The organism is Arthrobacter sp. K4-10C, assembly GCF_059090085.1.
The window spans coordinates 1-25,630 of record NZ_JBNHFI010000013.1 but is presented as its reverse complement, the minus strand read 5'-3'; the positions used below and the strand labels follow the sequence as shown (position 1 = coordinate 25,630).

General features: G+C 66.3%; 22 protein-coding genes and 1 pseudogene. 9 read left to right on the top strand and 14 right to left on the bottom strand.

What is annotated here, in order from left to right:
• Positions 1 to 41: 41 nt before the first annotated feature.
• Entirely contained in the window at positions 42 to 719 is a 678-nt protein-coding gene (locus AC5RUU_RS17310) for a DUF3027 domain-containing protein (RefSeq protein WP_493976445.1), read from the bottom strand.
• 6 nt (positions 720 to 725) lie between these two features.
• Positions 726 to 1,109, bottom strand: a complete 384-nt coding sequence (locus AC5RUU_RS17305; RefSeq protein ID WP_493976444.1) for a cold-shock protein — start codon at positions 1,107 to 1,109, stop codon at positions 726 to 728.
• Positions 1,110 to 1,324: 215 nt separating this feature from the next.
• Here AC5RUU_RS17305 and AC5RUU_RS17300 point away from each other — a divergent pair, with 215 nt between their 5' ends.
• The 6 genes from AC5RUU_RS17300 (at position 1,325) to AC5RUU_RS17275 (ending at position 8,444) form a co-directional block, all read left to right on the top strand.
• The gene (locus AC5RUU_RS17300) at positions 1,325 to 1,558 is read left to right on the top strand and encodes a hypothetical protein (protein ID WP_493976443.1); all 234 of its coding nucleotides are present in this window, start codon (positions 1,325 to 1,327) and stop codon (positions 1,556 to 1,558) included.
• Positions 1,559 to 1,568: 10 nt separating this feature from the next.
• Positions 1,569 to 4,046, top strand: a complete 2,478-nt coding sequence (locus AC5RUU_RS17295) for a helicase-associated domain-containing protein (protein WP_493976442.1) — start codon at positions 1,569 to 1,571, stop codon at positions 4,044 to 4,046.
• 13 nt (positions 4,047 to 4,059) lie between these two features.
• Positions 4,060 to 5,706: a DNA repair helicase XPB gene (locus AC5RUU_RS17290; protein ID WP_493976441.1), complete on the top strand. Its 1,647-nt coding sequence runs from the start codon at positions 4,060 to 4,062 to the stop codon at positions 5,704 to 5,706.
• A gap of 153 nt (positions 5,707 to 5,859) precedes the next feature.
• Positions 5,860 to 6,570 carry a response regulator transcription factor gene (locus tag AC5RUU_RS17285; RefSeq protein ID WP_493976440.1) on the top strand — a complete coding sequence of 237 codons (711 nt, stop codon included), beginning with the start codon at positions 5,860 to 5,862 and terminating at the stop codon, positions 6,568 to 6,570.
• A gap of 2 nt (positions 6,571 to 6,572) precedes the next feature.
• Entirely contained in the window at positions 6,573 to 8,048 is a 1,476-nt protein-coding gene (locus tag AC5RUU_RS17280) for a sensor histidine kinase (protein ID WP_493976439.1), read from the top strand.
• A gap of 108 nt (positions 8,049 to 8,156) precedes the next feature.
• A complete protein-coding gene (locus tag AC5RUU_RS17275; RefSeq protein WP_493976438.1) occupies positions 8,157 to 8,444 on the top strand; it encodes a WXG100 family type VII secretion target in 288 nt (95 codons plus the stop codon).
• Between the two features lie 41 nt (positions 8,445 to 8,485).
• Here AC5RUU_RS17275 and AC5RUU_RS17270 read toward each other — a convergent pair whose 3' ends face one another.
• Positions 8,486 to 9,511: an RNase H family protein gene (locus AC5RUU_RS17270; protein ID WP_493976437.1), complete on the bottom strand. Its 1,026-nt coding sequence runs from the start codon at positions 9,509 to 9,511 to the stop codon at positions 8,486 to 8,488.
• Between the two features lie 248 nt (positions 9,512 to 9,759).
• Between AC5RUU_RS17270 and AC5RUU_RS17265 the strand changes: the two genes are divergently transcribed.
• Positions 9,760 to 11,070 carry an ABC transporter substrate-binding protein gene (locus tag AC5RUU_RS17265; RefSeq protein WP_493976436.1) on the top strand — a complete coding sequence of 437 codons (1,311 nt, stop codon included), beginning with the start codon at positions 9,760 to 9,762 and terminating at the stop codon, positions 11,068 to 11,070.
• 98 nt (positions 11,071 to 11,168) lie between these two features.
• On the opposite strand, the gene groL is transcribed toward AC5RUU_RS17265, so the two are convergent.
• From groL to AC5RUU_RS17240, 5 genes are all read right to left on the bottom strand, one after another.
• Positions 11,169 to 12,797: a chaperonin GroEL gene (gene groL, locus AC5RUU_RS17260; protein WP_493976435.1), complete on the bottom strand. Its 1,629-nt coding sequence runs from the start codon at positions 12,795 to 12,797 to the stop codon at positions 11,169 to 11,171.
• Positions 12,798 to 13,094: 297 nt separating this feature from the next.
• Positions 13,095 to 14,372, bottom strand: a complete 1,278-nt coding sequence (locus AC5RUU_RS17255; RefSeq protein WP_493976434.1) for an ABC transporter substrate-binding protein — start codon at positions 14,370 to 14,372, stop codon at positions 13,095 to 13,097.
• On the bottom strand, positions 14,369 to 14,575 hold the full coding sequence (locus AC5RUU_RS17250) for a cold-shock protein (RefSeq protein ID WP_493976433.1): 207 nt from the start codon (positions 14,573 to 14,575) through the stop codon (positions 14,369 to 14,371). Before AC5RUU_RS17250 ends, AC5RUU_RS17255 begins: the two co-directional genes overlap by 4 nt.
• Positions 14,576 to 14,743: 168 nt before the next feature.
• Positions 14,744 to 15,388, bottom strand: coding sequence for a LytR C-terminal domain-containing protein (locus tag AC5RUU_RS17245; protein ID WP_493976432.1), 645 nt, complete (start codon positions 15,386 to 15,388; stop codon positions 14,744 to 14,746).
• A gap of 43 nt (positions 15,389 to 15,431) precedes the next feature.
• The gene (locus tag AC5RUU_RS17240; protein WP_493976431.1) at positions 15,432 to 15,773 is read right to left on the bottom strand and encodes a DUF3263 domain-containing protein; all 342 of its coding nucleotides are present in this window, start codon (positions 15,771 to 15,773) and stop codon (positions 15,432 to 15,434) included.
• A 138-nt stretch (positions 15,774 to 15,911) separates the two neighbouring features.
• Between AC5RUU_RS17240 and AC5RUU_RS17235 the strand changes: the two genes are divergently transcribed.
• Positions 15,912 to 16,682: a uracil-DNA glycosylase gene (locus tag AC5RUU_RS17235; protein WP_493976430.1), complete on the top strand. Its 771-nt coding sequence runs from the start codon at positions 15,912 to 15,914 to the stop codon at positions 16,680 to 16,682.
• Between the two features lie 14 nt (positions 16,683 to 16,696).
• Positions 16,697 to 17,536, top strand: coding sequence for a siderophore-interacting protein (locus AC5RUU_RS17230; RefSeq protein WP_493976429.1), 840 nt, complete (start codon positions 16,697 to 16,699; stop codon positions 17,534 to 17,536).
• 38 nt (positions 17,537 to 17,574) lie between these two features.
• Here AC5RUU_RS17230 and AC5RUU_RS17225 read toward each other — a convergent pair whose 3' ends face one another.
• From AC5RUU_RS17225 to AC5RUU_RS17200, 6 genes and pseudogenes are all read right to left on the bottom strand, one after another.
• Positions 17,575 to 19,122 carry a threonine/serine exporter family protein gene (locus AC5RUU_RS17225; protein ID WP_493976428.1) on the bottom strand — a complete coding sequence of 516 codons (1,548 nt, stop codon included), beginning with the start codon at positions 19,120 to 19,122 and terminating at the stop codon, positions 17,575 to 17,577.
• A 37-nt stretch (positions 19,123 to 19,159) separates the two neighbouring features.
• On the bottom strand, positions 19,160 to 20,476 hold the full coding sequence (locus tag AC5RUU_RS17220; protein ID WP_493976427.1) for a peptidoglycan bridge formation glycyltransferase FemA/FemB family protein: 1,317 nt from the start codon (positions 20,474 to 20,476) through the stop codon (positions 19,160 to 19,162).
• A 113-nt stretch (positions 20,477 to 20,589) separates the two neighbouring features.
• On the bottom strand, positions 20,590 to 21,663 hold the full coding sequence (locus tag AC5RUU_RS17215; RefSeq protein WP_493976426.1) for a lipid II:glycine glycyltransferase FemX: 1,074 nt from the start codon (positions 21,661 to 21,663) through the stop codon (positions 20,590 to 20,592).
• Positions 21,664 to 21,794: 131 nt separating this feature from the next.
• Positions 21,795 to 23,255 carry an L-serine ammonia-lyase gene (locus AC5RUU_RS17210; RefSeq protein ID WP_493976425.1) on the bottom strand — a complete coding sequence of 487 codons (1,461 nt, stop codon included), beginning with the start codon at positions 23,253 to 23,255 and terminating at the stop codon, positions 21,795 to 21,797.
• A gap of 74 nt (positions 23,256 to 23,329) precedes the next feature.
• Positions 23,330 to 24,490: a glycine cleavage system aminomethyltransferase GcvT gene (gene gcvT, locus AC5RUU_RS17205; RefSeq protein ID WP_493976424.1), complete on the bottom strand. Its 1,161-nt coding sequence runs from the start codon at positions 24,488 to 24,490 to the stop codon at positions 23,330 to 23,332.
• Positions 24,491 to 24,500: 10 nt separating this feature from the next.
• Positions 24,501 to 25,630: pseudogene (locus AC5RUU_RS17200) on the bottom strand (glycine dehydrogenase (aminomethyl-transferring)); the annotation flags it as partial.

Here is a 25,630-nt window from a genome sequence, read left to right as displayed (position 1 = left end):
GGCGGCGCCGTTCGTGTGTCCCACGTTGGGGAAGTGTGTACTTAGTCTCTTCCGGCGTCCCTGGCTGAGGCCGGTGCGGCGGGACCGGCTTCGGTGTAGTCCGCGTCGGCGGCGTCGGAGCCTGCCATACCTGCGTCAGCATCGGGTTCCGCAATATCCCTGGCTGCGGCCGGGGTACCTTCCGATTCCCCGCCCGCAGTCCACTCGGTTGCTTCCGGCTCCGGGCCTTGAGATTCCGGGCCTTGAGATTCCGCAGCTTCGTCCTGCTGCTGCTCGTCCTCCGGCCGGACCCGCTCAGCCCAGGGCACCCACTCCGGGGCAAGGATTGAATCCTCGGAAGGCAGCAAACCCAGTTCGCTGACGGTGACCACCTTTGAACGGGAGTTGCGAGTCACCACCGCATACCACTGCCAGCCCATGTAGCCGGCAAGCTTCGATTCGAACAGGTGCGTGACCAGGCGGTCGCCCTCGCTCTTGGCTGCGAGGTGCCGCCCGATGTCCGAGGGCGCGGTGATGCCCTCCAGCGCGGTGCGGGCCGTTTCGACGGCGGCGGCCAGGAAGGCGTCCGGCTTTCCCGTACGCCACACCGGCACCCCTGCCCGGCGCTTGGCCGTGTTCTTGGCTGCGGCAGGGACCGGGGAGGTCCCTGCTGCCTGAGCCGGTGGGGCACCCCTCGGGTCCTGCACCTGCGTCTCCGGCTGTTCAGCTTCCGGACTCATCGGTGCCTAAACGTCCAGCTCGTCGGCAACCTTACGCAGGGCAGCAGCGATGGCCTTGCCCTTGTTGCCTTCCGGGTACTTGCCTTTGGACAGCGTGCCGGACAGGTTGTCCAGCACACTCACCAGGTCCTGCACCAGCGGGGCGAGGTCCCTGGCGGCGGGCCGCTTCGCCTTGGCAATGGAGGGCGTCTTGTCCAGCACCCGCAGGCCCAGTGCCTGGGCGCCCTTGCGGCCGTCGGCCACGCCGAACTCCACCCGGGTGCCGGCCTTGAGCTCCGTCACGCCCTCTGGCAGAGACGATTTTGGCAGGAAAACTTCCTGGCCGTCCTCGCCCGCGAGAAACCCGAAGCCCTTGTCCTTGTCATACCACTTGACCTTGCCGGTAGGCACGTAATCAACCTTCTTCGTTCTGCTGTCATGAGACACGGCCAGCCGCCACCGCATCCGCAATGTTGTGCGGGTTCAAGGTATGGCAGCTTCAAACCGTGTTGGTCTGTTCCTCCAAGGTTATCCTGCCGAGTACCCTATTCCCGCTTTCAACGGGCTTCCGGGGCCCCAGGTAACAGCGTTCACTCCCGCCGCCCCGGGGCTGTAGCGTTACGTCCATGACACCCTCGCGCTACCGCCGGCCCGTTATGATCGCGGCCGCAGTCATTGCCGTGCTCTCCCTGGCAGCAGTGGGAGCAGTGATGGCGCTCGCTTTCGCTGACTCGGTGGCGCCGGCCTGGGTTACCTACTCCGCGCTGTACGGGCTGCCGGCGGCGTTCCTGCTCATGCTGTTCCTTGTCCTGGACAGCGTTGCCGGGCGGCGCCGGGCAGGAAAGCCGGACCGGCGGTAACGTTGGACTGATGTCCCTCATACGCGCGCTCAGCAAGGACCTGGAGTCACGCAGCGACGACTCGCTGCGTGCGCTGTTCGCCGCGCGGCCGGACCTGGTCTCCCCCGCTGTTCCCGATTTCTCCGCCCTCGCTGCCCGCGCAAGTTCCCGGGTCAGCGTCCAGCGGGCGCTCGAACGGCTCAACAAGCCACAGATGCAGGTCCTTGAAACCCTTCACCTGTGCACCAACACGGATACGGAACACAGCGCCTCGGCCGCAGGTCTGCGGAAAATGATCGCCGGGGCCACGGTGGCCACGGTTGAGCAGATCCTCGCCGTGTTGCAGGAACTGGCGCTGGTGCACCGCGCATCGCCGCCGCACGGGACCCCTGCCTCCGGCGCCAGGCAGCGTTTCTACCTCCCCGTCGGGTGCCTCAAGGACGTGGTGGGACTCTATCCCGCAGGCCTCGGCAGGAGCTACACGGAACTGGTGCGCCTCCAGCCGGCGTTCGCCCAGCGTGCGGTCCAGCTGGTCTCCGAGCTGCACCACAGCGGCGCCGCCATCCAGGATGCCACCACCCCCATGGAGGCGGCGCTCGCGCTGCAGCGCTGGACCTCCTCGCCGGAGGCACTGAAGGACATCCTCGCCGGAGCGCCGGAACGGACGACGGCGCTGCTCGCCAGGTTCCGCAACTGGGCCATGGGTGCCGTCCCCCAGGCGCAACGCAAGGCCTCCGTCACGACGGAAGGGTCCGACGTCGGGCCCGTTGACTGGCTCCTGGCCCGCGGGCTGCTGGTGCCGCTCGACGCGGCCCACGTCGAGCTGCCGCACAGCGTGGGGCTGTCCCTGCGCGGCGGAGTGATCATCGATGACTTCGCCCTCTCACCGCCGGTCCCGGAACTGGGGAGGACTACCGCCCTGCTGCGGAGGAATGCGGCCATGAGTGCCATCTCGGAGGCGCTGCGGCTGGTGGGTGAACTGCTCCACGCCGTGCGGGAGCAGCCGTTGTCGACGTTGCGCAGCGGCGGCGTGGGCGTACGCGAGACGCGGCGGCTGGCCGACCTGCTCCGGGTTGACCAGGCACTGGTGGGGCTGTTGCTGGAACTGTGCGGGCTCGCCGGCCTGATCCGGCTGGACGTTGACTCCTCGTCGTGGGTCCAGCCGCCGGAGCTTGAATGGCTTGGGTTGCCCCGGCAGGAGCAGTGGCTGTGGCTGGTGAACGCGTGGCTTGCCAGCGAAAGGGTCCCGTCCCTGGTGGGCCAACCCATTAATAGTGCCCAAACGGCGGCGCACCGCACGGCGTCCGGCAGCACCATTGTGGCGTTGTCCGCCGAGCCCCAGAGGCCCGACGCCCCGGTGATCCGCAAGCGCGTCCTTGAAATTCTTCACGAGCTCACCACGGAGGCTGCGGCGGAGGACGGCGCCGCGCCGGTGCTGGACGCGGCCGCCGTCCTCCAGCGTGCAGAGTGGGCACAGCCCCGGATGGCGCGGCGGTTCAGTTCGCTGATCCGCGGGGTCCTCGCCGAAGCGGAACTGCTCGGCCTGGTGGGCTCCGGGGCCCTGACGCAGCTGGGCAGCGCCTTCGCGGAGGACCGCCCCGATGCCGCCCTGGCCATCCTCGGCGAACATCTCCCCGCCGCGTTGAACCATGTGCTCTTGCAGGCGGACCTCACTGCCGTGGCTCCCGGATACCTCGCCCCGGACCTTGCCGGGAAGCTCCTGGTCATGGCCGACGCCGAGGGCCAGGGTCCCGCCACCATTTACAGGTTCTCGGAGGGTTCCATCCGCCGTGCCCTTGATTCCGGCTATGACGCGTCGGGCCTGCTGGCGTTCCTGCGCGAGCACTCCGCCACGGCCGTGCCCCAGCCGCTCGAGTACCTCGTGGAGGACACCGCCTCACGGCACGGCCGGCTGCGGGTGGGGCAGGCGGCCTGCTTTATCCAGAGCGACGACGAGGCGGCCCTCCTTGAGCTGCTCTCAGGGCCGAAGGCGTCCGGGCTGGGGCTGGTGCGGATTGCGCCCACGGTCCTGGTGTCCACCACTCCGGTGCGGGAAACCGCCCAGATCCTGAGGAGCCTTGGCCTGTCCCCCGCCGTGGAAGGAACCGGCGAACCGGCAATCCGCCTTCGCCGCACCCCTGCCCCGCAGGAAAGCAACCGGCCCGTCTACACGCCGCCCGGCACGGCGCCGGCTGCCGAAGACGTGGACGCCCAGCTGGCCGTGCTGCGCCAGGCGGGTACCGCCGTCGTACACCATGCCGGCGGGGACAGCGCCGGTGAAGTGGCCACGCAGCTGGGGCTCGAAGTCCTGCAGCGCGCCATCCGGCTGAAGCAGCGGATCAGCATGAACGTGGTGGACAGCCTGGGGAATGCCAACCTGGAAGTTGTTGTTCCCTTATCGGTGAGCGGCGGACGGGTCCGGGTGTTTGATCCCGCGAAGGAAACGGAACGCGTCCTGTCCATTCACCGGATTATCGATGTTGAGGCCGCAGAGGAACTGCGCCAGTGAAGGACTCTCCTGCGTGAACGACGGACCGCTGATCGTCCAAAGCGATAAAACCATCCTCCTTGAGGTGGACCACGAGTTGGCCACCGAGGCGCGGCATGCCATCGCGCCGTTCGCAGAATTGGAACGGGCGCCCGAGCACATGCACAGCTACCGGCTGACGCCTTTGGGTCTGTGGAACGCCCGCGCAGCGGGGCTGGACGCGGAAAAGGTGCTGGATACGCTGCTGAAGTACTCCCGGTTTCCGGTGCCGCACTCCCTGCTGATCGATATCGAGGAAACGATGTCGCGGTACGGCCGGCTCCGCCTGGAAAAGGATCCCCAGCACGGCCTGGTGATGCGGACGGACGATTACCCGGTGCTGGAGGAAGTGATCCGGGCCAAGAAGATCCAGCCCCTGCTGGGGCCCCGGATCGACGGCGAAACCGTGGTGGTCCACGCATCCCAGCGCGGCCAGCTCAAGCAGCTCCTGCTCAAGATCGGCTGGCCGGCGGAGGACCTGGCGGGATACGTGGACGGCACGCCGCACCTCATCGCGCTCAACGAGGACGGCTGGCAGCTGCGGCCCTACCAGCGGCTCGCCAGTGAAAACTTTTGGGCCGGCGGCAGTGGAGTGGTTGTGCTGCCCTGCGGGGCCGGCAAAACCCTGGTGGGTGCAGCCGCCATGGCCACCGGCTCCACCACCACCCTGATCCTTGTCACGAACACCGTGGCTGCCCGGCAGTGGAAGGACGAGCTGCTGAAGCGCACGTCCCTGACCGACGACGAGATCGGCGAATACTCCGGCGCTGTCAAGGAAGTCCGGCCGGTAACCATCGCCACCTACCAGGTCCTAACGACCCGGCGCGGCGGCCTCTATCCGCACCTGGAACTGGTGGACGGCCACGACTGGGGCCTGATCATCTACGACGAGGTGCACCTGCTGCCGGCCCCGATTTTCCGGATGACGGCCGACCTGCAGGCCCGGCGCCGGCTCGGGCTCACCGCCACCCTGGTCCGGGAGGATGGCCGGGAAGGCGAAGTGTTCAGCCTCATCGGGCCCAAGCGCTATGACGCCCCGTGGAAAGACATCGAGTCCCAGGGGTACATCGCCCCCGCCGACTGCGTGGAGGTCCGCGTGGACCTGCCCAAGGACGAGCGGGTGGCGTACGCCATGGCCGATGACGCCGACAAGTACCGCCTGTGTTCCACCTCCGAGTCCAAGACGCAGGTGGTGGAGGAGCTCGTGGCCAGGCATGCAGGCGAGCAGTTGCTGGTGATCGGGCAGTACATCGACCAGCTGGACGACCTCGGCATGCGCTTGGGGGCTCCGGTCATCAAGGGCGACACCTCCGTGAAGGTCCGCCAGAGGCTCTTTGATGAGTTCCGGGCCGGTGACATCCAGACCCTCGTGGTCTCCAAGGTTGCCAACTTCTCCATCGACCTTCCCGAGGCGTCCGTTGCCATCCAGGTGTCCGGTTCCTTCGGCTCCCGGCAGGAGGAGGCCCAGCGGCTGGGAAGGCTGCTTCGGCCCAAGAAGGACGGCCGGGCGGCCCGTTTCTATTCGCTGGTAGCGCGTGACACGCTGGATCAGGACTTCGCTGCCAAACGCCAGCGGTTCCTGGCCGAACAGGGCTACGCGTACCGGATCATGGACGCCAAGGACGTCGGCCAGCCGGGCTAGCACAGCTACCAGCCCAGCTCCTCCAGCCGTTTGAGGATGAACCGGACCATGTCCGGGCGGGCAGCCACCAGGCTTTCCAATCCGATGCTGCTCCGCATGTTTCTTTCATGGAACATCCAGACAACTCCCAGAGACTGGGAGCATGATGGGAGCATGAACAAGAACGGCCCCGAAGCAAAGCTCCTCGTTGTCGACGACGAACCCAACATCCGCGAGCTGTTGTCCACCTCGCTGCGGTTCGCCGGGTTCGAAGTTGTCTCGGCAGCCAACGGCCGGGACGCCCTGGCCGCTGCTGACTCGCACGCACCCGATCTGGCCGTGCTGGACGTCATGCTTCCCGACATGGACGGGTTCACGGTGACCCGCAAGCTCAGGGCGTCCGGGAAGCACTTCCCCGTGCTCTTCCTCACCGCGAAGGACGACACCGAGGACAAGGTCACGGGACTCACGGTGGGCGGAGACGATTATGTCACCAAGCCCTTCAGCCTGGACGAAGTGGTGGCGCGGATCCGGGCCGTCCTGCGCCGCACCCAGCCGCTGCTGGACGATGACGCCGTCATCCGCGTCGGAGACCTGGAGCTGGACGATGATGCCCATGAGGTGCGCCGCGGCGGCACCGTGATCGAGCTCTCCCCCACCGAGTTCAAACTGCTCCGCTACCTCATGCTCAACCCCAACCGTGTGCTGTCCAAGTCACAGATCCTGGACCACGTCTGGGAGTACGACTTCAACGGCGATGCATCCATCGTTGAGTCGTACATCTCCTACCTGCGCCGGAAAGTGGACATCGATCCCGAGGCGCCGGCCCTGATCCAGACCAAGCGCGGCGTTGGTTACGTGCTCCGGACGGCAGAAAAGCGCTGACCTTGCTGAAGCGGTGGAAGTCCTCCTCCTTGAGGACGCAGCTGGTGGCCATGATCATGGCCCTGCTGATCGTGGCACTGACCGTGACCGGGGCGGGCACCCTTGCGCTGCTGCACAGCTACCTGCAGGGACAGGTGGACGACAAGCTGAAGGCGGCCGTGGACCTCGCCGAAGAGCAGCAGTCCTTCACCCAGCTGCAGGCACCCCATCCGATGGTCCCCACGGACTATTCACTGACACTCTTTGTTCCGGGCGAAGAGCCCTTCCCGTTCGGCCGGGACCCCGACGGCGGCGGCCCGGACATCAGCGCCATGTCGGCGGAGCAGGCCCAGGCGCGCGGTGGTGTTCCCTACCAGGTCCGGGGCACAGACGATGAGAACTGGCGGGTCGTTGCGGTGAATGTGCTCGTCAGCAACCGACCCGCCGTTGTGGTTATTGGTTTGCCGCTCCGAAGCGTGGACGACGTCCTCAAACACGCCACCCTCGTGGTCATCGGCGTGGGCCTCCTCACCCTGCTCCTGGCTTCCCTGATCGCCAGCTGGACGGTGTCCCGGTCCTTCCGGCCGCTGGCAAGGGTTGAAAAAACGGCAGCTGCCATCGCTGCCGGCGACCTGTCCCGCCGCGTGGACGTGGAAAACCCCGCCACGGAACTCGGGCGGCTCAGCAGTTCACTTAACGCCATGTTGGCGCATATCGAAACCGCCTTCGCGGCCCGCACCGCCTCCGAGGCGAGGATGCGCCGGTTTGCCGCCGACGCGTCCCATGAACTGCGGACGCCGCTGGTGACCATCCGAGGTTTTTCCGAGCTGTACCGGCATGGCGCGCTCACCACTGACGAGGACGTGGCCACCGCCATGGGCCGGATCGAAAGCGAAGCCAAGCGCATGGGGTCAATGGTGGAAGACCTGCTGCTGCTCGCAAGGCTGGACGAGCAGCGTCCGCTGCAGCAGAAGCCGGTGGACCTGCAGTTGATCGCCCACGATGCGGTGGTGGATACCCAGGCCAGCGAACGCTCGCGCATGATCTCGCTGACCGGTCTCGATGGCGGCCCCGCTACCCCTGCACCAGTGCTCGGTGACGAGGCAAAGCTCCGCCAGGTGGTGGGCAACCTGGTTGGCAATGCGCTGCGCTACACCCCGGAGGGCAGCCCCGTCGAACTCGCAGTGGGCGTGCGGAACGTGAACGGTGAATCCCGCTCCATCATCGAGGTCCGCGACCACGGGCCGGGCATATCGGACGAGGATGCCTCGAAGGTGTTTGAGCGTTTCTACCGGGCTGACACCTCCCGTACTCGGGAAACAGGCGGCAGCGGCCTGGGCCTGGCCATCGTGGCTGCGATTGTGGGCTCCCACGGCGGCTCGGTCCGTGTTGAAAAGACCGACGGCGGCGGCGCCACTTTGGTGGTCAGCCTGCCTTTTCGCGATGAGAACCCCGCCCAGGCCGACGCGGGCAGCGACGGAGAAGTTATCCACATATAGCCTTTGGCCTTGGCACGGGATGCGGGCGCCTCCCTAGGCTTGTTGCAGCAGCCCGGATCGGCCGGGCGGGGAAAGCGCACGCTGCCCACCATCCCGAAAGGCACCGCCATGAGCATCATTTCCGTGGATACCGAACTGCTGCAGCTGAAGTCAGCCAACGTGCAGTCCACAGTGGACAGGATCAGCACGGACGTCCAGGCCATGAAGCACGGGCTGGATGAACTGCAGGGCAGCTGGCGCGGCTCTGCGGCGACGAACTTCCAGGCGTTGATAGCCGAGTGGACCATGACGCAGGGGCGCGTGGAAGCCGCGCTGGCGTCCATTAACGCAGCGCTGGCATCGGCTGCCGCAACGTACGCACAGGCGGAGCAGGGCAACACCCAGCGCTTCAGCTGAGCACTTTCAGGCCTGTCGCCGGCCGCGGGTGGCCGGGGCGGCTATGCTTCCGGTGTTCCCTGGTGGAACCGCAGCCGCCACCGGTCGCCATCAAGAACCCACAGCGAGCTGCGAAGGACGGTTCCGGAGCGGGCGAAGCTCCGGTAGGTCAGCAGGACTGCGCCCGTTCCGATCCTGTCTGCCCCCAGGATTTCGATGTCGGTTCTCTCCCCCGGATCCTCCTCGAGCGCCATCATCATGGCGTCGCGCGTCCAGACCCTTCCCGAGCTGCCGATCTCCATGAAATCCGGGTGCAGCAGAACCGCGGTGCGGCCGATATCGCCGCGCACCAGCGGCCCCAGCAGCTCACGCTCCAGCTCCTCGACGAGGGCCTCGGGCGGAGCGGCCTGCCGCTTGGCTTCGGCCACGTCGAGGGCGTCACTTTCAAGCTGGCTGAACAGGTCGGGCTCTTCCAGGCTTCCCGCGGGCACGGCCACTGCTGTCCGCTGCGATTCCGCGGCACCAGGAGTTTTTGCCGGCTGTGTTTCTGCTGCCCCCCGGGTTTGCGGGGCAGCAGTTGCAGGCCGGACGGCTGTCGCACCCCCGGGCGAGGCATGGTGTGCGCCCGGAAAGCCGGGACCTGAACGCGCAGCGACCCCTTGCTGGTAGGCGGTGGCCGCCGCCCGGGCGCGCTCGTCAGCAGCCTCGTTCAGATCGTGCCCGGCGTGGCCCTTGACCCATTCGAAGGTGTACCTGCGGCCCGCAAGCTCGCGGTCCAGTTCCTTCAAGAGCTCCACGTTCAAAACAGGCTTTCCGTCTGCCTTGCGCCAGCCTTTGCGCTTCCATCCCGGCATCCATTTGGTGATCGAGTTGATCACGTACTGGCTGTCACAGAGTATGAGCAGGTCCTCCTCCGGGAGGTGGGCGGTGGCACGCAGAAGATCGAGGACCGCCATCAGTTCACCCTGGTTGTTGGTACCGTGGGGCCATCCGCCCGCCCGCCAGCAGTCGTCATTCACGTACCAGGCCCAGCCGGCCGGGCCAGGGTTTCCCAAGGCTGAACCGTCAGCCGCTGCAGTAATCGTCACCGGTCCATCCTGCCAGAACGGCACGACAATTGTGGCCCCCGCAAGCTTTGCCCTGGCCCACGGACTGGCGCCAGGCATCCGGAGCATTCGCCCCTCACGGGGCACTGCCGGGAAAGCGGTTACCGAAAGATCTTGACGGACGGGAAAGATTCAAGGAACAATCGCAGTACGCATACGAGAAAACGCTTTCTCATTTCTGGCTCATGGATGCACAAGGAAGTGGAAAGCGGCATCAGGAAGGCACATCAATGACGATTCGGACTGTTAGCCGGCGGAAGTTCCAGCTTGGCGCGGCGGCACTTGCCCTCTCCATCCTTGCAACCGGCTGCGGCGCGCCAGGCGGCTCAGGCGGCAACGAGCAGGTCACCCTGCGCTTCGCCTGGTGGGGCAACGAATACCTCAATGCCCAGACCGAAAAGGTCATCGCCGCCTTTGAAGCGGAACACCCCAACATCACCATCGAATCAGAACCCGGCGAATGGTCCAGCTACTGGGACAAGCTGGCCACCAAGACGGCAGCGAACGACGCTCCGGACGTCATCCAGATGGACCAGAAGTACATTGCCGAGTACGGCGGGCGCGGAGCACTCCTGGACCTGGGGAAGCAGGACGGCATCGACACCTCCAAGCTGGACAAGGAAGGGCTGGCATCAGGCCAGTACGACGGCGCCCAGTACGGCCTGAGCACCGGCCAGAACGCCTACGTCATCATGGCCAACACCAAAGTCTTCGAGGCCGCTAATGTCCCCATCCCGGACGACACCAGCTGGACCTGGGATGACTTCATGGCCACAGCGTCGAAGATCAGCGCCGCGGGTGACGGAAAGAACTACGGTGCCGCGTATGGCAGCAACGAAGCCGACCTGATCATCTGGCTGCGGCAGCACGGCGAAAACCTGTACTCCGCGGACGGCAAGCTGGACTTCGATACGGCGACGGCTGCGTCGTTCTGGGAACGCCTGAAGGAGCAGCGGGATTCCAAGGCAAGCCCGCCGGCCACGGTGGCCACCGAGGACTCCGGCGCCGGCCTGGAGGAAAGCCTCTTCGGCACCAACAGGGTGGGCATGGCCTGGTGGTGGACCAACCAGCTTGGTTCGCTGGAATCCACCACGGGCAGCGGCATCAAGATGCTCCGTGCCCCAAGCATGGACGGTTCTGCCGCCCGGAACGGCATGTACTACAAGCCCACCATGTTCTGGTCTGCCTCGTCGCGCTCGAAGCACCCCGAGGAAGCCGCCACCTTCATCAACTACCTGGCCAACAGCCCTGAGGCAGGCGCCATCCTGATGACGGACCGCGGCGTGCCCACCAATTCGGAGATCGTCGAAAGCATCACCCCCAGCCTGAAGCCTGCGGACACCACCGTGGTGTCGTTCCTTAAGGACATTGCCCCGGAGATGAAGGAAGCACCTCCGGTTCCGCCGGTAGGAGCCGGCAGCGTCCAGAACGTCATCAAGCGGTACACGGATGAAGTGCTGTACGACCGCCTCACTCCCCACGCTGCTGCCGAGGCCTTCAAGAAGGAAGTTGAAGGCATGTTGTCCAGCGCGCGGAAGTAGCAGTACCCCGCTGCCCGGGCGTACGGGCAAGAAAAAATGCGGCCCCTCCGAAGAGGGGCCGCATTTATTTCTACTGCGGGACTGGCCCGGCGGGAAGGCTAGAAGCCGCCCATGCCGCCCATGTCGTCGCCGCCGCCAACGGGAGCCGGGTTCTTCTCGGGCTTGTCGGCCACGACTGCCTCGGTGGTGAGGAACAGGCCGGCAATGGAGGCCGCGTTCTGCAGGGCAGAGCGGGTCACCTTGACGGGATCGTTGACGCCGGCAGCCAGCAGGTCGACGTATTCCCCGGTCGCTGCGTTCAGGCCGTGGCCTGCAGGCAGGCCGCGGACCTTGTCCACCACAACGCCCGGCTCGAGGCCGGCGTTGAAGGCGATCTGCTTCAGCGGGGCGTCGATGGCAACGCGGACGATGTTGGCGCCGGTTGCTTCGTCGCCGGAGAGCTGCAGGTTGGCGAAGGCCTTCGCGCCGGCCTGGATGAGGGCCACGCCGCCACCGGCGACGATGCCTTCTTCAACAGCGGCCTTTGCGTTGCGCACTGCGTCCTCGATGCGGTGCTTGCGCTCCTTGAGCTCAACCTCGGTTGCGGCACCGGCCTTGATGACTGCAACGCCGCCGGCCAGCTTGGCCAGGCGCTCCTGCAGCTTCTCGCGGTCGTAGTCGGAGTCGGAGTTTTCGATCTCGGCGCGGATCTGGGACACGCGGCCGGCGATCTGGTCGGCGTCGCCTGCACCCTCAACGATGGTGGTTTCGTCCTTGGTGACAACAACCTTGCGTGCCTTGCCCAGGAGTTCCAGGCCGGCGTTCTCCAGCTTCAGGCCGACTTCCTCGGAGATGACCTGGCCGCCGGTGAGGACGGCGATGTCGGCGAGCTGTGCCTTGCGGCGGTCGCCGAAGCCCGGAGCCTTCACGGCGACGGACTTGAAGGTGCCGCGGATCTTGTTGACGATCAGGGTGGCCAGGGCCTCGCCCTCGATGTCTTCGGCGATGATCAGCAGCGGCTTGTTGGACTGCATGACCTTCTCGAGGACAGCAACCAGTTCCTTGACGTTGGAGATCTTGGAGTTGACGATCAGGATGTACGGATCCTCGAGGACCGTTTCCTGGCGCTCTGCGTCGGTGACGAAGTAAGCGGAGATGTAGCCCTTGTCGAAGCGCATGCCTTCGGTGAGTTCGAGCTCCAGGCCGAAGGTGTTGGATTCCTCGACCGTGATGACGCCTTCCTTGCCCACCTTGTCCAGGGCCTCGGCAATAAGCGCACCGATTTCGTCGTCACCGGCGGAGATCGAGGCCGTGGCAGCGATCTCTTCCTTGGTTTCGATTTCCTTGGCGGAGTTCAACAGTTCGGCGGTGACAGCGTCAACGGCCTTCTCGATGCCGCGCTTGAGGGACAGCGGGTCGGCGCCGGCGGCAACGTTGCGCAGGCCTTCCTTGACCAGGGCCTGGGCCAGCACGGTAGCCGTGGTGGTGCCGTCGCCTGCGACGTCATCCGTCTTCTTGGCAACTTCCTTGACCAGCTCGGCGCCGATCTTCTCGTAGGGATCGTCCAGCTCGATCTCCTTGGCGATGGAAACGCCATCGTTGGTGATCGTGGGGGCGCCCCACTTCTTCTCGAGGACGACGTTGCGTCCACGCGGGCCGAGGGTGACCTTAACGGCGTCGGCGAGGGTGTTCAGGCCCCGCTCAAGGCCGCGGCGTGCCTCTTCATCAAATGCAATGATCTTGGCCATAACGGCAGTGGTCCTTTCGGGACAGTCGTTAAGAATGAACCTTCGCTGCAGTGCCCGCGACGGACGATCCTTCGCCGGCGGCCTCTGTATGCCTCCGGGTGCGGATCTCACTCCAGTTAGGTGTTTCTTCGCTCCTCGCCCGATGCCGCGCTCCGCCAGCTTGAAGCAGGCTTTGCTTTAGCAGTCGGTACGTCAGAGTGCTAAGTCAATAATTAGCACTCCCCACGTGAGAGTGCAAGCGAATGGACCGGGAACGGGCCGCTAATCCGGCGTATTCGCTGATGGCGATCAGGGCAGTCAGTTCCCGGTGCGGCCTGCTGTTTCGCGCCCGCTGGCCGCTGGAATGTTGTCGGGCCCGTAGGTGAAGACTCTGAAGTTGGCCGTGGTGATGTCTCCATTCGGGTCAAACGCGACGGGACCTGACTCGCCGTCGTAGTTCATCCCAGTTCCCGCCGCAAGGCCGCTGACGCAGTCCTTGTAGGTGGAACAGGCCGCCGCGGCCGCCGTCCCTCCCGAAGCGCCGGCAGTACCGCCGGACACGCTGATCAGGTTGGCAGCGATTGAACGGCCGGCGTCGTCCTGGGCCCTGGCCGCAGCAAGCGCGGCCAGTGTGACGGCGTCGTACGTCTCGGCGGCAAAGGATACGTCTTTCAGCTTGCCATCGACGGCCAGCAGCCGGTCTTGGAAGCCGGCGGAGGGAAGCTGCCCGGGCACCACGGCGCGGGCCCCGTCCAGTGCCTTGGTGCCCAGCTTGGAGCCGTAGCGGGCGAAGGCACCGTCGCTGAGGATGATGCGGGAGCCCGCAACACCGGCGTTGCTCAGCTCTGCGAGTGCACCCTGGGCACCGTCCCTGGCCACCAGGATCACAGCACCGGCGCCGGCCTTTCCAGCCCTCCCGGCCGCAGGGCCGGCCTCGCCCGGCTTGAACTCCTCGGTTGCCGCAACGTCCAGTCCGGCCTGTTCGGCGGCGTCGGAGACGGCCCCAGCCACGTCCTTTCCGTAAGAGCCTTCCTGGTACAGCACCGCGATGGTGGCAGCGCCGCCGTCCTTGGCGAGCTTGACCAGGACGGGAGCCTGGGCGACGTCAGCGGCGGCGGTGCGGAAGTAATAGCCGCCCGACCCGGCGCCGGTCAGGCCCGCGGCCGAATTGGCTGGCGAGATCAGTGGGGTCCGGGCACGGGAAAGAACGTCGATGGTTGCTGGTGCGTGGCTCGAGTCGGTAGGCCCTATGACCACGTCAGCTTTGCCGGCCACCAGGGCATGCGCCTGGGCTGCGGCGTCCTGGCCCGGGTCAACGGGCAGAAGTTCCACCGGCCTGCCCTTGTGGCCGCCCGTCGCGTTGATTTCCTGGACCGCAAGCTTGGCCGCGGCAAGCTGCGAGGCGTTGAGGAAGCTGCTGTCACCGGTGTTGTCCAGGACCAGCCCCACCCGCAGGATGCCGTCGCCGGACGCCTCCACGGATTCCACGCGGGCATTACCGGTGACACCGGAACAGGCAGTGGCAACCAGGAGAGCGCCGGCGGAAAGAGCGAGCGCGGGACGGATACGGACGGCGGGAACGGGCAGCTGTTTCACTCGGCGGGCCGGACACTTTCGGCCTGCGGGCCCTTTTCGCCTTCGCCGACTTCAAGCTCCACCCGCTGCCCCTCGTCGAGTGCACGGTAGCCCTCACCCTGGATGGCGGACCAGTGCACAAAGATATCGTCTCCGGAATCGTCAACGGTGATGAATCCGTAGCCCTTTTCCGCGTTGAACCATTTCACGGTTCCCAGTGCCATGCTGACCAACTCTTTCCGTTGAGACCGGGACTCATGCTCCCGAATCGTGCTTGCCTGCCCCGGAGCCCACCCTGGTTTTCACTCTAGCCAATGCCGGGGCGGCGCTACAGGACACCGGATGGGCCGGCGGCAAAAGTTATTCACGCGTGACCGGTCCGCCAGGGATGCCTACCGGTATCCCGGGCCCAGCACCACTACCAGGGGAACCTGGAATTCCGTGCTGCTGACGAGGGTGGGGATGCCCAGCAGGCGCGCGAGTGCCTGGGCATTGGCCAGTTGCTCCGGCCCTGAGTAGAAAATGGCAGAGCCCTGCTGGGGAGCTCCTGCCCAGTTGCCTACCTGGCCCAGCGTCCAGCCGTCCGCCTGGACGGTCCCGCCCACGCGGCCCGCGAGTCCTGCAGTCCCGGCAGCGTTGTAGACGGCGACGGGCTGTGTCCGGTCGAGGAAAACCTGGCTCTGAGCCGACCCGGCTGGCCCGGGCCCGGCCTCTGAAATGGCGGACGGCTCGGTTGAGGCCGGCGGCGCGGCTTCCGCGGTGGGCTCCGGGGAACTTTGGGGGCTGGCCGGCGGCGTTGTTCCGGTCTCCGCCAGCGGCGATGCTTCCTGGCTTGAGGACGCCTGGGCGTCCGTGCCGCTGAAGCCAAGCTTGGGGAGGATCAGGAAGGACACCAGCCCGATGGCCAGGGCTGCCAGCCCTACTGCAAGGATGGGCCACAGCCGTACCCGCGACGGGGCAGTGGCGGCACGGTGGACTCCTTGCCGCTGCGGGGTCTCGGGGACCTTGTCGAATTCATCGCGGGCGTATTTGGTCATGGATGACATCCTTGGGGATTGCTGCTGAAAAGGCGTGGGTGTCCTAGGCGTCGGACCCCAGGCGCCGTGCGGTCCGGGCACGGTGGCGGGACGTACGTAGTCTACGCAGTCTCTTGACCAGCATGGGATCGTGGGCGAGTGCATCCTCACGGTCGATCAATGCGTTCAGCAGCTGGTAGTAGTGGGTGGCGGAGAGGTCGAACAGCTCCCGGATGGCCTGTTCCTTGGCTCCGGCGTACTTCCACCACTGGCGCTCCAGCGCCAGCATCTGCTGCTCGCGCTCACCGAGCGGGGAGTCCCGCAGCGCGAAGTCCGCCAGCAGGGTATTCCGTGGTTCCTGCTCCGGCAGCTCCTGGGGCACATGTTCCCGGGCCGGTTCCGCCACGGCACACTCCTTCGCTGTCTACGGAAAATGTCTCACCCCCATGCTACGGACGAATAACAAGCTTGTCATTTGCGCCGGAAGGGCCGGAACGACGCTGCCGGCGCCCCATCACCTGCGCTCCCCTGCAAGAATGGGACGGTGTTTGACTCTGACGCTTTGTTCGAACTGGAGCAGGAACCGGCCGATGCGGAGAGTTATGCCGGGCTCGCGCAGCGCCCGCTGACCGACCTCGTCGCTGCGGACTGGGCCGAGGCGCTGGCCGGGGTGGAAAGCGAACTCCGGGCCGTTCTTGGCTTCCTGGCACAGGAGGAGGCAGCCGGGCACCAGGTGCTGCCGTCGCCGTCGAACGCCCTGCGTGCCTTCCGCCAGCCCCTTGCCGGCGTGAAGGTCCTGCTGGTGGGCCAGGATCCCTACCCCACGCCCGGACACGCCGTCGGCCTTTCCTTCTCCGTTGACAAACGGACGCGGCCAATACCACGGAGCCTGGCGAACATCTACCGCGAACTGGAAGCCGACCTCGGCGTCCCCGCCCGGGTGCACGGGGACCTTTCCGCCTGGGCGGAACAGGGGGTGCTGCTGCTGAACCGGGTGATGACGGTCCGGGCCGGAGCCGCCGGTTCCCACCGCGGCAAGGGCTGGGAAAAGATTACGACGGCGGCCGTCACCGCGGTTGCCGCCCGGCAGTCCCCGGACGGCTCGCCCTTGCCGCTGGTGGCACTGCTGTGGGGCAAGGAAGCCGAATCCCTGCGCCCGCTGCTGGGGTCTGCCCCGGTGGTGTCCAGCGCCCATCCGAGCCCGTTGTCCGCATCCCGCGGCTTCTTTGGTTCCCGGCCTTTCAGCCGCGTGAACCAGCTGCTGCGGGAGCAGGGTGCACCCGACGTAACCTGGGAGCTGCCGCCGATGCCTTAGCTTAGGCTTACCTTATGAGTACCGTTCCCGCCGCCACCAGCGCCACCAAGAAAAGCCGCCCGCAGATCAACCTTGAGGTGCTCCGCCGGGAGCAGCTGTCGCCGCATATGGTCCGGATCGTTGCCGGCGGCGAGGGCTTTGCGGACTTCGTCAACAACGGCTTCGTGGACCGGTACGTGAAGATTGTCTTTCCGCAGCCCGGCGTCGAATACCCCGTTCCCCTGGACCTGTGGAGCATCCGGGAAACCATGCCCCGGGAACTGTGGCCCTACACCCGCACCTACACACTGCGCCGGGTTGATCTGGCAGCCCGCGAGCTCGCCATCGACTTCGTGGTGCACGGTGATGAAGGGCTGGCGGGGCCTTGGGCGGCCAAGGCACAGCCCGGCGACCCCCTGACCTTTACCGGCCCGGGCGGCGCCTACAACCCGAACCCGGAGGCCGACTGGTACCTCTTTGCGGGCGACGAGGCAGCGCTGCCCGCCATCGCGGCCAGCCTCGAGGCGCTGCCGGTGCATGCGACGGGCCTGGCCTTCCTTGAGGTGGACTCCGACGCCGACATCCAGCCGGTCTCCGCCCCCGCCGGGGTCACAATCACCTGGCTGTTCCGCGACGGCGTCCCGGCGGGTTCCAGCGACCGGCTGGTCAACGCTGTGGCCGGCGCCGAGTGGCCTACCGGGACGGTGGACGTTTTCGCGCACGGCGAGAGGGGCTACATGAAGGCCCTCCGTGACGTTTTCTTCGTCCAGCGCGGCCTGGAACGCAGGCAGGTTTCGCTATCCGGCTACTGGGCCCAGGGCCGGGTTGAGGACGTATTCCAGGCCGAAAAGAAGCTCCCGGTCGGGCAAATCTGACGTTGGGGCACATCTGACGTTTTGGGGCGGGGCTGCCGTCAGCGGCGCCGTGCGCGGCGCCGCTCGTTGCTGGCCAGGCTCCTGGTCAGGGGCCGGGCCAGGGTATCGCCCAGGACGATTCCGCCGGCCGTCCCCAGCACGATGGCGCCGGCGCTAAGCATGCCCCCGGCCCCCAGCAGGATCTCCGATTCCTCGATGGTGAGCACGTACATGGACCGGAATATGGTGAGCCCCGGAAGCAGGATCAGCGCTGCGGGGACCGCAACCACTAGCTGGGGCGCGCCCATGCGGAGGGCCACCACCCGCGCCAACAGGCCGATGACCACTGCGGCAAGGGCCGGCGAAAAGCGGTCGCCGATGCCCAGCAGCCCGCCACCCAGCAAAACGAAGTAGCCTGCCACGCCGACGGCGGCGGTGGGCAGCAGGAGCTGCCAGCTGGTCTGTTCCGTGATTCCGATGGCCATGACGGCCACGGCTACGAAGATGACCAGGACCCACAGGTCATAGGCAGGCGGGTACGTTTCCGTGACATCGATGCGCTGCATGCCCGTTAGTTCACCCACCACGAAGGCGACGGCGATGCCGGCAACGATGGCGCCGAACGTAAGCAGCGTTGACAGGAACCGGCCGGCCGCCGTGACGGGGAACCCATTGATGGCGTCCTGCACGGACGAAACCAGGCGGCCGGTGGGCAGCAGCAGGAGGATGCCGCCCACCACCACGATCGCTGGCGCGTTGGTCAGCCCGAACTGCCAAAGCAGCAGTGCCAGCTGGGTCACCACGAACGAGCAGCTGGCGGTGATGAAGAAGTCCGGCACGCGCCACCTGCCCAGCTGGCGGGCCAGCAGGCTGATGGCGATGCTGGAGCCGAACGCGATGGCCGAGGACGCCGGGCCGCCGCCCAGGACGCCCACGAACACCGCCGCGAAAATACCGAACGCCGCCGTGACCATCCAGCGCGGAAACAGCTTGGGGCTGGTGATCGCCTCGTTCAGCCGGCGCATGGCCTCATCACGGCCCACTCCTCCGGCCACAATGTCGGTCACCAGCTGGTGGACTTTGGCCAAACCGGCGTAATTGTTGGTCCAGGAGCGCACCACGCGCAGCAGCGCAATGGGCGTCTGGTCCTTGGGGGCGTAGTTGATGGCTACTGACTGGTTGGTGATGTCCACTTCGATGTTCTTCAGCCCCAGCGCGGCGGTGACCGCGATGATGCTGGTTTCCACTTCCAGCGCGCCTGCCCCGTAACGGAACATGGTTTCCGCCAAATGCAGGGCAAAGTCCAGGGTTTTGCGCGCCGAGGTGTCCACGCCGCCCACCTGGATGGTGGGATTGGCGTAGGGGCTGCCCGCCAGCCGGTCCACGATGCTCAGCGGCGCCGTCGGCGGGTTGTCGCCCTGGACCAGGCGCCGGAGCATCTTTTTGGCGGCAGCGTTCTGCCGCAGCTGGGCTGCGGTCAGCGGCTGGGTCTTCGGCAGGCCGTCGGTCTGCGGCTGCAACCCGGAAGGCCCGGCTCCGTGGCGCTCCTGTCCGGGGCCCTGGAATCCTGGACGGTCTGCTGCGGGGCGCTCGCGTCGGTCGGTCATGCTTCCCTCCTCCCTGTGCTGTGGTGTGGACTGCGGGTCAGGATGGCCGCTTACGGGGCAGCTTGCCCAGCACCGTGCGCGCGGCCGCGGCGGCCGCCCTCACCAGCCGGTTGACGTGGAACACGGCGGGCCGGACGGGCATCACGAAGTCGCCCACCAGTTGGACCACCTCGCCCCCGAAGCCCTTCTTGAACTCGTAGCCGCCATGGCCTTCCTGGTCCTGGCCCGAGATACCGAATGTTCCGTAGAAGTTGTAGCGCGGGTATCCCTTTTCCAGGGCGTGCAGCATCATGCCCCAGTACAGCGACGTGGCGCCGTTGAAGTAGATGTAGTCCTGCACGGTGCCGCCGATGACGCATACCACCTCATCGCCGTAGCAGACGAAGTGGATGGCGGCTACCGTGGCAACTCCCACGGAGTCGGGGAAACGCTCGATGTCCTTGAGGCTGCGCTCGTAGCTCTCCACCAGGTCCTGGACCACCTTGAGCCGGTTGGCTTTCTTCTTGCTGCCGGTCTCTTCCACTTCGCGGCGCAGGTCCGCCGCGGTGGCGGATTCGGCGGCCAGGCGGTCGGTGATGGATTTGCGGTAGGCCGGGATGTCGATCTTGGCCATCATGAGTTTCGTGAACTCTGGAGACGTGGTGCGGAGCAGGTGCTCGTAGTAGTCCCGCTCGCGGTAGGCGAACCCTTTTTCGTCCCCGGCACGGCTGAGGGCGCCGTAGAAGTCGTCGAGGGTTTCCAGCGTGGCCTGTTCGAGGAACACCCCGTTCTTCTCCGCTTTCCGGATGGCTTTCCGGGTGCGGTAGCTGGTGCTCATGATCAGCTCCTCTGCATCCTCGATGCCTTCGAGGCTCTTGATGAACATCCAGTTCACGTTGACGAAGTCCATGTCCAGGCCCTGGTGCCGGAAACCGAGCCCTTCCAGCTGCGCCACAAGGGGGCGGTTGTCCAGCACCTCGGGGTGTTCCGCGCCGTCTTCGTCACGGGCGATGTAATGGATGTTCGGTGAGATGCGCAGCTCTGCCGCTTTACGTTCGGCGGCCCGCTTTTGCAGAAGTCCGACGACGGCCCGCACCAATTCCGGGTCCGCATAGTCCATGAGGGGTCCCTTGGTGCATTCGCAGACCTTGTAGCCCAGGCGGGTGGCGGTGTAGTTCAGCTTTCCGGCCGCCACCAGTTCACCATCGCGGCGTACACCGAAGAGTTCCACCTGCTGCCCGCGGGCGCGCTGGAACCGGGCAAAGTCGACGGACTGCAGGAAGCTGTTCTGCGGGTGCTTCAGCCCGAAGGCTTCGAAGTCGGCATCGCTGAGGACCGCGAACTCAAGGCCTGTGACGGTGGGAACTGGATTCAAGGGGGTTACCTTCTTCGTGGTTCTTTGCGGCCCTGGCAAGCGGCCGCGCATCGGGAGGTCTTCGGGCGGAGGCACCCTGTTGGCACGCGTTGGCGGCCTGCGGACAGCTGGGGTCAGTAGAACTGCTGGCCGGTCCGTGCCGTTTCGATGCGGCGAAACACCTTTTCTGCACCCATGACCCAGAGACGGTGCCGGAATGGCGACAGCACGTAGTCATGGCAGCCAACAAAATCAGTGACCGTCTTGGTGAAGCTGGTTTTGAACATGCCCATGCCGTAGAGGTTGTGGCTTTTGTCCTTGATGCGGGAGGACGGCGGTGTGCCGCAGAAGTCGTACTCGGTGCAGCCCAGTTCCTGCATGCGCCGGATTGCTGACCACTGCACCATATGCGAATCACCGTACTGCTTCCGGTTCTGGATGGAGCCGCCGTCCTTGTAGGTCGCCTTGCCACCGTAATTGATTACGAACGCGCCCACACTGGGCTGGCCGTCCTCGTAGGCGAAGAAGAAATTTCCCTGGCCGCGGTTGCAGAACTCGTCCCAGAAGGCGGCGTAGTAGTCGTAGCTGCGCAGTGGCATGGAGCCTTTGGCCTTGACCGTGTCCGTCATGAGGTCATAGAGCGCCCGGTAGGTCTCCGGGCTTTGTTCCTTGCGTACCACTTCGCAGCCTTCCCGCTCCGCCCGCCTGATGGCGTTCCGGGCCCGGGAGGAGATGTTCTTGAAAACGGATTCCTCGGATCCGGAGATGTCCAGCAGGGCAGTGGAGTCATTTGACTGGATGTTGGGGGCCTTGACCAGCCCGGCGGCGGCCAGCTGCACCCGGGCGTCCTCGGAGTCGATAATGTCCGGTTCGATCTTGATGGTGAAGACGTTGAGCCGGCGGCCGCGAACAAATGCGGCACAGGCACCGAGGGCCGCCTTCATATCTTCTGCCGCGGCGAGGTCCGGGCCCTTGATGAGGTACCACAGCCGGCCGAGCACGGGGAATTTCTTCTCCAGCACCAGGTTGTAGCTCGCGGTTTCCCCGCCTTCCAGCACCAGGAAGCGAACCTTCCAGCCGCTGCCGTTCTTCACCGTGGCGTAGGCGGCCGACTGCAGCATGTTGCCGCCGTTCGGGTTGGCCGTGACGTGCTTGTCCCAGTTTTCAATTTCTTCGGCGGTGGCAAAACGTGCGGTGAATTCTCGCAAGGGGGCCGTGTCCAATCGGGTTGATGCGCGGTTTCGGTACTCGTGGCTGTGTGCGGACAATGCAGCCTCAAGTCTAAAGCCTGCAGCGGTACCGGCTCTCCGCCTGGACTCTGGAGCTCAGGCCTCCGCTGTCAGCATTCGACGACGTTGACGGCGAGGCCGCCCATGGCGGTTTCTTTGTATTTGGAGCTCATGTCCTTGCCGGTTTCGCGCATGGTGATGATGACCTCGTCGAGCGAGACCCGGTGGGTGCCGTCGCCCCAGAGCGCCATCTTCGCGGCGTTGATCGCCTTCGCGGCGGCGATCGCGTTCCGTTCGATGCAGGGCACCTGGACCAGCCCGCCGATCGGGTCGCAGGTCAGGCCCAGGTTGTGTTCCATCGCGATTTCCGCGGCGTTTTCCACCTGCGCCGGGGACCCGCCCATCACCTCGGCCAGGCCCGCGGCGGCCATCGATGATGCCGACCCCACCTCGCCCTGGCAGCCGACCTCGGCCCCGGAGATCGAGGCCTGCTCCTTGTACAACACCCCCACCGCGCCCGCAGCGAGCAGGAACCGCACCACCACACCGTCCCGGTCAGCCTGCGTGGCGGTATCCATGCCCGGCGCGAAATGCAGCGCATAGAACAGCACCGCCGGGATGATCCCGGCCGCCCCGTTCGTCGGCGCCGTGACCACCCTGCCGCCGGTGGCGTTCTCCTCGTTCACCGCCAGCGCCACCAGGTTCACCCACTCCTGCCAATACCTGGGGTCGAACGGGCCCGCATCCCACGCGCTGTCCTGGTCCCCGTCATGGTCTTGGCTGGGGCGTCCGGATTCCTTCTTCAGCCGGGCGTACCAGTCCGGGGCGCGGCGGCGCACGTTCAACCCGCCCGGCAACACACCGGCCCGCTTCAGGGAAGTCGCCACACAGCTCTCCATCACCGACCAGATCTGCAGCAGCCCGGCCCGGGTCTCATCCTCGCCCCGGGAGGCTTTTTCATTGAGCAGCATCACGTCCGCGATGCCCAGCCCGGTGTCCCGGCAATGCGCCAACAGTTCCGCGGCCGTCCTGAACGGCAACGGCAGCTCCTGCCTGGACTCCTCCAGTTCCTGCTGCGCCGCGTCCTCTTCCCCTTCCCGGACAATGAACCCGCCACCGACCGAGAAGAACGTCGCCGCATGCAGCACCTCCCCGGCCGCGTCAGTGACCGTGAACGTCATCCCGTTCGTGTGCCGGGGCAGCACCGTCAACGGCCGCAGGACCATGTCCTTCACCCCATACGGCAACCGCACACCCCCGCCACCGGCGCCTGCGAGGGTCAGGATCCCGGTCTCAGCGATCGAGGCGAGCCGTTCCTCCACCTCCCCGGGCAGGATCAGTTCCGGATGGAACCCCTCCAACCCCAGCAGCACCGCGGTCATCGTCCCGTGCCCATGCCCGGTCGCCGCCAACGACCCGTACAGATCCACCCGCAACCCCGCCACCGACCCAAGCACGCCCGAAGCCTTCAACTCCTCCGCGAACACAGCAGCAGCCCGCATCGGCCCCACAGTATGAGACGACGAAGGACCGATCCCAATCGAGAAGAGATCAAAAACGCCAACTGCCATGGTGGTTCCTAACTGGACAGAAAAAGGAGGTCGATAACGGGCCCACCGGGCCAACGGCGAGCAGGGAGAAGCAACTACTGGGCGCGCTTGTAGAACGGCAGTTCGACGACTTCGAAGGGTTCCGCCTTGCCCCGCAGGTCGATGTCCAGGGCGGTGCCGGGGGCGATGTGTTCGATGTCGACGTAAGCCATGGCCACCGGGTAGCCCAGGGTGGGTGAGGGCTGCCCGGAGGTGACCTCGCCGACGGTGGCGCCGTCCTTGAGGACCGGGTAGTGGGCGCGGCCTGCGCGGCGGCCCAATCCCCTGAGTCCTACGAGGCGGCGGCCGGAGGTTGTGCCGGCGCCGGCTTCCTTCATGGCGGCCAGCGCCGACTTGCCCACGAAGTCGCCTTCCTTCGACAGCGCGACAACGGCTCCCAGCCCGGCGGCGAAAGGGTCACCCTGCAGGGACAGTTCGTTGCCGTACAGCGGCATGCCGGCTTCCAGGCGAAGTGAGTCGCGGGATGCCAGGCCGGCCGGGACGAGCTCCCCCTCGTCGGCGATGGCCACTACAGCCTGCCAGAGGGCGGGGGCGACGTCGTTGGACACGAAGACTTCGAACCCGTCCTCGCCGGTGTAACCGGTGCGGGCCAGGAGGAGCTCCTGTCCGGCCCCTCCCACAAGGAACGGAACCTCCACCGCAGCGTAGTATTTCAGCTCCGTCACATCGCTGTGACGGTTTGCGGGGACCAGGCGGAGCAGCAGTTCCTGCGCCTTGGGTCCCTGCACAGCGATCAGCGAGGTCTCCGCCGACGCGTCCCGGACCTGCACGTCAAAGCCAGCTGCGCGTTCGGCCAGCGCTTCGGCCACCACTGCTGCGTTGCCAGCGTTGGGCACCACCAGGAAGACGTCCGTCCTGTCTGGTGCGGAGTCCGCGGCCGCCGGGCGGCGGTACGTGATGAGGTCGTCGATGATGCCGCCGTCCTCATTGCAGATCAGCGAGTACTTTGCCTTGCCCACGGGCATGGCGGAAATCCTGCCCACCAGGGCGTAGTCGAGGAAGGCGGCTGCGTCGGGGCCGGTCACCCAGACCTCGCCCATGTGGGACAGGTCGAACAGACCGGCGGCGTTGCGCACGGCATGGTGTTCGGCCAGCTCGGAGTTGTATTTGAGTGGCATCTGCCAGCCGCCGAAGTCCGTGAAGGACGCACCCAGCTTTTTGTGCTCGTCGTAGAGAGCGGTGTACTTCTCGGTCATTGGCTGGTCCTTAGTTCTCGGGGTCTGCTGTGGTGTCCTCGAATGCTTCGAGGGGCGGGCAGGAGCAGACGAGGTTGCGGTCACCGGCTGCGCCGTCGATCCGGCCGACGGGCGGGAAGTACTTGTCCTGCTTGAGGTGGTGGACCGGGAACGCGGCCTGTTCCCGCGGGTACGCGCGATCCCAGTCGGAGGACACGACGGCGGCTGCAGTGTGCGGTGCCCGGCGAAGGGGCGAGTCGGCTACCGTGAAATCGCCTGCTGCGACCTGGTCGATTTCGGCGCGGATGGTGATCATGGCTTCGATGAAACGGTCGATCTCGACGAGGTCTTCGGATTCGGTGGGTTCCACCATCAGGGTCCCGGCGACCGGGAACGCGAGCGTCGGGGCGTGGAAGCCGAAGTCGATCAGCCGCTTGGCCACGTCCTCGGCGGTCACCCCGGTCCTGGCCGTGAGTTCACGCAAATCCAGGATGCACTCGTGCGCCACCAGACCGCCTTCACCGGTGTACAGCACCGGGAAGTACTCGTTCAGGCGGGACGCGACGTAGTTGGCCGCCAGCAGCGCCGACTTGGTCGCTTCGGTCAGGCCCTGGCCGCCCATCAGCTTCACGTACGCCCAGGAAATCGGCAGCACACCGGCCGAGCCGAAACGCGAGGCACTGATGGCAACGCCGTGGCCCTCCTGGCGGGCGGCGTTGTTCGCGTCGCCGGGCATGAACGGGGCCAGGTGCGCCTTGGCCGCGACCGGGCCGACACCGGGTCCGCCGCCGCCGTGCGGGATGCAGAAGGTCTTGTGCAGGTTCAGGTGCGAGACGTCCCCGCCGAACTTGCCCGGCTGCGCCAGGCCGACCAGGGCGTTGAGGTTCGCCCCGTCGATGTACACCTGCCCGCCGGCGGCGTGGACCGCGTCACAGACCTCGCGCACGTCCCCGTCGTACACCCCGTGCGTGGACGGGTAGGTGATCATGATGCAGGACAACACATCCCGGTGGGCCTCGATCTTCGCGTACAGGTCCGCGTGGTCGATCGTGCCGTCCGCCGCGGTGGCCACGACCACCACCTTCATGCCCGCAAGGACCGCGGAGGCGGCGTTGGTGCCGTGCGCGGAGGCCGGGATCAGGCACACGTTGCGCTGGCCAT